Genomic DNA, 4,200 nt, shown 5'->3' on the forward strand with positions numbered 1-4,200 from the left:
CGGATGCCATGGCCTCGAGATAGAAGGTCATCTCTTGTTGGCTAACGCCTGCCTTTTCCAAGCTGTCGACGTAAAGCTGCAGCGCCTCAGGCCCCGATAGCCGCGCAAACTGGTCTGCCGTCACACCGACCCTTGGCGCGATGTTCTCGAAGAAGTCCGCCATCGGCCCACCGCCCGTTTGCAGGAAATCCCCCACACGGTCGTTCACATCCTTCAGGATATCGGCGAGCTTTTCTTGCTCGATGCCCACAGTGGCGGAGGCCGCCGACCACCGCTGAAACACCTCCGGGTTGGCATTGGCCACCTGGGAGAGTTGGCCGATCTCATTGGCAGCAGCCACCGTCGAGCGGGTCATCGCAACGACAGCACCTGCGAGTGCTGTGGCCGCAGCAGTCGCCGCGATCCGGGCCCGGCGCGCGAAGGCCGCCATGCGCGCATTGGCCTGGTCCAGCTCGCGGCTGAGGCGCCCCATGCCGCGAGACCCGGCCTCGCCGACACCTTCCAGCTCGGCACGCACCTGGCGTCCGCCGGTCGCAGAGAGCCGGACGGAGACACGTTTTTCAGCCATAGGGCACCCTTGCAAAATGTATCATGCAGTGATACAAGAGAATATGATCGTCAGCACACGAGGAAAGCTTGCCGCTGGAGCGGTTCAGGACCGCTTTGGCAAAGGTTTTCCAGCCGACTTGGTCAAACGCACGCGCGCCATGCTTTCGGCACTCGATGCAGCAGTCATGCTTGAAGATTTACGGTTTCCGCCGGGCAATCATCTTGAAGCCCTGAGCGGGGATCGCGCAGGACAACATTCGGTGCGCATTAACGGACAATGGCGCATCTGTTTCATCTGGACCGATCAAGGACCTTCACAGGTCGAGATCGTGGACTATCACTAGGAGGGCCTGACGTGAGCCTCATCACCAATCCATCCCACCCGGGCGAAGTTCTGGCTGAGCTATACCTGACTCCACTCGATATGAGCGCGATCACGCTTGCCGCAAAGCTTGGCGTGCCGCGTACCCGGATCGAGCGCCTTGTCAAAGGCCAGACCGCTATCACGGTTGATACCGCGATGCGGCTCGCCCGTTTTTTTTCAACGACGCCGGAGTACTGGATGAACCTCCAGCGCGCCTGGGATCTGGCGCGTGCCCGCGAGACCATCGATGTCTCAGGCATCAAGCCCCTCCAGGCTGCCTGATCCAGTCTGCGCGTTCATTTTGCGCACCATCACCGCCTCGACCGGCGGCAGGAGTTCCGCGATGATCAGGGGCGAGAGCCCGAGGGCCACCCCAAGCTGAAGGGCAGCAGTCATGTCCCAGCCAAGGACAGCGCCGCCGCTCATCCCGCCGGTCACGCGTATCTGGCCGCCGAGGCGCTGAACGAGGTCCCAGACCTGCCAGCCCTCGAGTGTGCCTGGCGCATGCAGGCTGCGCGGACAGTCCGTACATACGGATGGGCAAGCCGCGCAATACTCACCGCCCCCGCCGAACTCCCAGTCGGCGAGAGCGGTCAGGCGTTTTTTTCCGCATCCAGTATCAGCGCGCCTGCGATGTATTTGGTCTGGAAGGCCTCAAAGATCGGCCAGAGCTCCAAAAGCGCGTCGATGCCCTCAGGCGTCAGAGGAAGGGGCTTGCCGTCCTCGTCTCCGACGCCCTCCCAGTCCTTCACAACGATGCGCGCCACGGCCTTTGCCACGATACGCGCAAGGTCGTCGTTGGAGGCGCTACCTACAGCATCCGTTGCTGCAGCGATGATCGCCGGATCGGTCCGCGCGGCTAGCATGATGGCCGTGGTGAGCGGCTCCACCAGCAGGCGGACGCTATGGCCGAGGTCGAGCCAGCGCGGCTCCGTGGACAAGTTTAAGCGCAGCATGGTCAGTAATCCTCGCGGTCATTTGTAAGGGTGACGGTGCACATCCGGCCCACCAGCGGGTCACTCGCCGCCTGCCAGTCAAAGGTGGCCTGTACACCTTGCGGACCCGAGATTTCGATCCGCGGGCGCGGGAGATAAACAGCATGCGCGGTGACGGTCAGGCTCTCGCCCGTGGTTAGCGAGTATGAAAATTCCAGCTCGCAGGCCTCGCCATTGATCGCCTGGGTCACCAGCGTCTGATCGGCGAAGCGTACGACGACATTACCCGTCAGGGCGGCAATAGACGGGTCTGCGCCGTCGATCTTGCCATCCGCCCGGATCGTCTCGATGCGGTCGAGATTGTTGGCATAGGTTAGGTCAGCGGAGACAACGTTCCCGATATTAGCTCCGTTCCGTGTGATGGCCCCGTTGAAGTGGCCGAAGCGTTTCAGCGCGATGTTAGCCGGTGTCCCTGCCGCACTGGTCGTGGCGATCTCCTCGCCCTGGGCCACAATGCTGGCCGTGGCTGTGAGCAAGCCTGATCGCGCCATTTGCCAGTTGAGGCTGTCGACCATGCAGCCGGCATACATCGCAAAGCGGGGCACCTCAGGCATGGCCGTCTCGACCGAGAAAGACGGCAGAGCCCAGTTTCCCGAGCGGAACTCATGGGTATAGGGTGCCTCAGTTCCAGTCGTCGTGGGCGCTCCAAAAGCTGCCTTCAGCCAGAACCCGAACGCTTCCGTGTCGATTGGCACCACGACATTGCCATCCGCCGTCACCGCATCCTTGATTGGCGCCTGCGGATCACGGCCATACCCCAAGAGCTCCGAGGTCTGCAGCGGTTGCTCGGCCCCAAGCGTCGTGCTCGCAAAGGGCATTTTGGTATAGCCGCTCGCAGGCGGCGTGCCGTAGGTCGTCTCGAACGCAAGCGCCATCTGCGCCCGCGCCCCTTGGGCTCGTGCCATTGTGTCTCTCCTTGAATGTCAGCTGAATTGTCAGACCAGCGCGTCGCTGGTGGCGTAATGCAAAATGATCGGAATGATCCCGGCTTTTAGGGGCGCCGCCCCCTCAACTGGCAGATCCACCGGTTCAGCGGCCTCCGGCTCAATCCAGTCGCATAATCCCCGCAAAGTACGGTCAGCCGCGATCACTGCGCCGATTTGCGCCGAGAGCGCGTCGAAGACGGCATCTCGATCTGTCGTAGATTGCACGATCACCTCAAGTTCGGCGCGGTGCTGGTAATGATACATCAGCGGCGACAGCGTCATGCCTGGCTCACCTGGATTGCCATCACGCAGGATCATCAGCCCCGCGGGCGGAATGCGTTCTGGCAGAACTTCTCCGCGCAGAACAGGCACATGCGGGATCGTGCTGAGTAGGTCCGCCAGAGCGGTCAGGATGGTTTCGCGCGTGGTGGGCATTTATGGGCCTAACGGTGCATTCGTGTCTGTTGTTGAAGCCAAGAAAGTGTTACAGGTAATACCTAACAATACTCACGAGGACTCACCCCATGAATGCTGTTCGCCCCATTGCCGTGAAGCTCGATCAGGAAACCCGCGACCGCCTCAAACGGCTTGCGGATGCGAGGGATCGCTCAACGCATTGGATGTTGCGCGAAGCAGTCTCTCAGTTCCTGTCCCGTGAAGAGGCGCGTGAGGCCTTTCGCCAGGCAGGTCTTGCGGCCTGGCAGGAATATCAGATGACGGGCCAACATGTGACGCATGAGGACGCAGACGCCTGGCTCGCCAAGCTCGAGGCTGGTGAAGAGGCAGATATTCCTCAATGCCACAACTGATCTGGTCTCCTGCGGCGCTGCGGGATGTGGAGCGGCTTTACAATTTCTTTGCAGAGAATAACCCCGATGCGGCACGCCGCGCCGCCAAGTCCATCCGCGAGGGGATGCAGATTTTGCGCGACCAGCCGGGAGCAGGGCGCCCTGTGGAGGACATGGATCCAGAGTTTCGAGAGTGGTTCATCACCTTCGGTGGCAGCGGGTATGTTGCTCTTTACCGTTTGGACGCCGACAGGGCTGTCGTTCTCGCTGTGCGACATCAACGTGAAGCCGGGTACTGAACCAGCTGTCACCGCAGTTTAGCGTCAACCCACCCTGAAACAATTAAGCTTGGAATGGCCGCCTGCGCCCGCTCTGCATCGCGGGCCAGGTCGAGCCGCTTGCGCAGCTTCACCTGAGGCACCAGCAAGAAGATCGGCACCGTGCTGCGTCCACGACCTGTTTTCGACCGCGACGCCACGCCCAGCCCACGATTGTTCAACCGCCCATCCGCCACCAGCAAGCTTGGCCCCCTAGGTCGATACACAAACCGAAGCCGCAGCCCGCGCCGCCGCTCCCAT

The 4,200-nt window shown here is 61.6% G+C and carries 9 protein-coding genes and 1 pseudogene; 4 read left to right on the forward strand and 6 right to left on the reverse strand.

What is annotated here, in order from left to right:
• Positions 1–568: pseudogene (locus VGP75_RS12290) on the reverse strand (phage tail tape measure protein); the annotation flags it as partial.
• Between the two features lie 43 nt (positions 569–611).
• On the opposite strand from VGP75_RS12290, the gene VGP75_RS12295 reads away from it, so the two are divergent.
• Both VGP75_RS12295 and VGP75_RS12300 read left to right on the forward strand, forming a co-directional pair.
• Positions 612–893: a type II toxin-antitoxin system RelE/ParE family toxin gene (locus VGP75_RS12295; RefSeq protein ID WP_327543947.1), complete on the forward strand. Its 282-nt coding sequence runs from the start codon at positions 612–614 to the stop codon at positions 891–893.
• A gap of 11 nt (positions 894–904) precedes the next feature.
• Positions 905–1,195 (forward strand): HigA family addiction module antitoxin, encoded by a 291-nt coding sequence (locus tag VGP75_RS12300; RefSeq protein WP_327543948.1) that lies wholly within the window; start codon positions 905–907, stop codon positions 1,193–1,195.
• On the opposite strand, the gene VGP75_RS12305 is transcribed toward VGP75_RS12300, so the two are convergent.
• The 4 genes from VGP75_RS12305 to VGP75_RS12320 form a co-directional block, all read right to left on the reverse strand.
• Positions 1,166–1,339, reverse strand: coding sequence for a DUF7697 family protein (locus tag VGP75_RS12305; RefSeq protein WP_422665113.1), 174 nt, complete (start codon positions 1,337–1,339; stop codon positions 1,166–1,168). The genes VGP75_RS12300 and VGP75_RS12305 overlap by 30 nt on opposite strands.
• Before the next feature lie 167 nt (positions 1,340–1,506).
• A complete protein-coding gene (locus VGP75_RS12310; protein ID WP_327543950.1) occupies positions 1,507–1,869 on the reverse strand; it encodes a phage-derived protein YdaY family protein in 363 nt (120 codons plus the stop codon).
• 2 nt (positions 1,870–1,871) lie between these two features.
• The gene (locus VGP75_RS12315; protein WP_327543951.1) at positions 1,872–2,813 is read right to left on the reverse strand and encodes a phage tail tube protein; all 942 of its coding nucleotides are present in this window, start codon (positions 2,811–2,813) and stop codon (positions 1,872–1,874) included.
• Between the two features lie 30 nt (positions 2,814–2,843).
• Positions 2,844–3,269, reverse strand: a complete 426-nt coding sequence (locus tag VGP75_RS12320) for an acyl-CoA transferase (protein WP_327543952.1) — start codon at positions 3,267–3,269, stop codon at positions 2,844–2,846.
• Positions 3,270–3,358: 89 nt separating this feature from the next.
• Here VGP75_RS12320 and VGP75_RS12325 point away from each other — a divergent pair, with 89 nt between their 5' ends.
• Complete coding sequence (locus VGP75_RS12325) at positions 3,359–3,643, forward strand: CopG family ribbon-helix-helix protein (protein WP_269080936.1); 285 nt, start codon at positions 3,359–3,361, stop codon at positions 3,641–3,643.
• A complete protein-coding gene (locus VGP75_RS12330; protein ID WP_327543953.1) occupies positions 3,631–3,921 on the forward strand; it encodes a type II toxin-antitoxin system RelE/ParE family toxin in 291 nt (96 codons plus the stop codon). Before VGP75_RS12325 ends, VGP75_RS12330 begins: the two co-directional genes overlap by 13 nt.
• Positions 3,922–3,929: 8 nt before the next feature.
• Here the strand turns inward: VGP75_RS12330 and VGP75_RS12335 are convergent.
• The coding region (locus VGP75_RS12335; RefSeq protein WP_327543954.1) for a DUF6441 family protein at positions 3,930–4,200 on the reverse strand (271 nt) is incomplete at its 5' end.

The sequence above is a fragment of the Yoonia sp. genome (assembly GCF_036007805.1).
Lineage (GTDB): Bacteria > Pseudomonadota > Alphaproteobacteria > Rhodobacterales > Rhodobacteraceae > Yoonia.

What these genes read in the sequence shown, in the direction of transcription:
- VGP75_RS12315 (WP_327543951.1), bottom strand. Translation starts at nt 2,813, where the DNA reads ATGGCACGAGCCCAAGGGGCGCGGGCGCAGATGGCGCTTGCGTTCGAG.
- VGP75_RS12325 (WP_269080936.1), top strand. Translation starts at nt 3,359, where the DNA reads ATGAATGCTGTTCGCCCCATTGCCGTGAAGCTCGATCAGGAAACCCGC.
- VGP75_RS12320 (WP_327543952.1), bottom strand. Translation starts at nt 3,269, where the DNA reads ATGCCCACCACGCGCGAAACCATCCTGACCGCTCTGGCGGACCTACTC.
- VGP75_RS12295 (WP_327543947.1), top strand. Translation starts at nt 612, where the DNA reads ATGATCGTCAGCACACGAGGAAAGCTTGCCGCTGGAGCGGTTCAGGAC.
- VGP75_RS12310 (WP_327543950.1), bottom strand. Translation starts at nt 1,869, where the DNA reads ATGCTGCGCTTAAACTTGTCCACGGAGCCGCGCTGGCTCGACCTCGGC.
- VGP75_RS12305 (WP_422665113.1), bottom strand. Translation starts at nt 1,339, where the DNA reads ATGAGCGGCGGCGCTGTCCTTGGCTGGGACATGACTGCTGCCCTTCAG.
- VGP75_RS12330 (WP_327543953.1), top strand. Translation starts at nt 3,631, where the DNA reads ATGCCACAACTGATCTGGTCTCCTGCGGCGCTGCGGGATGTGGAGCGG.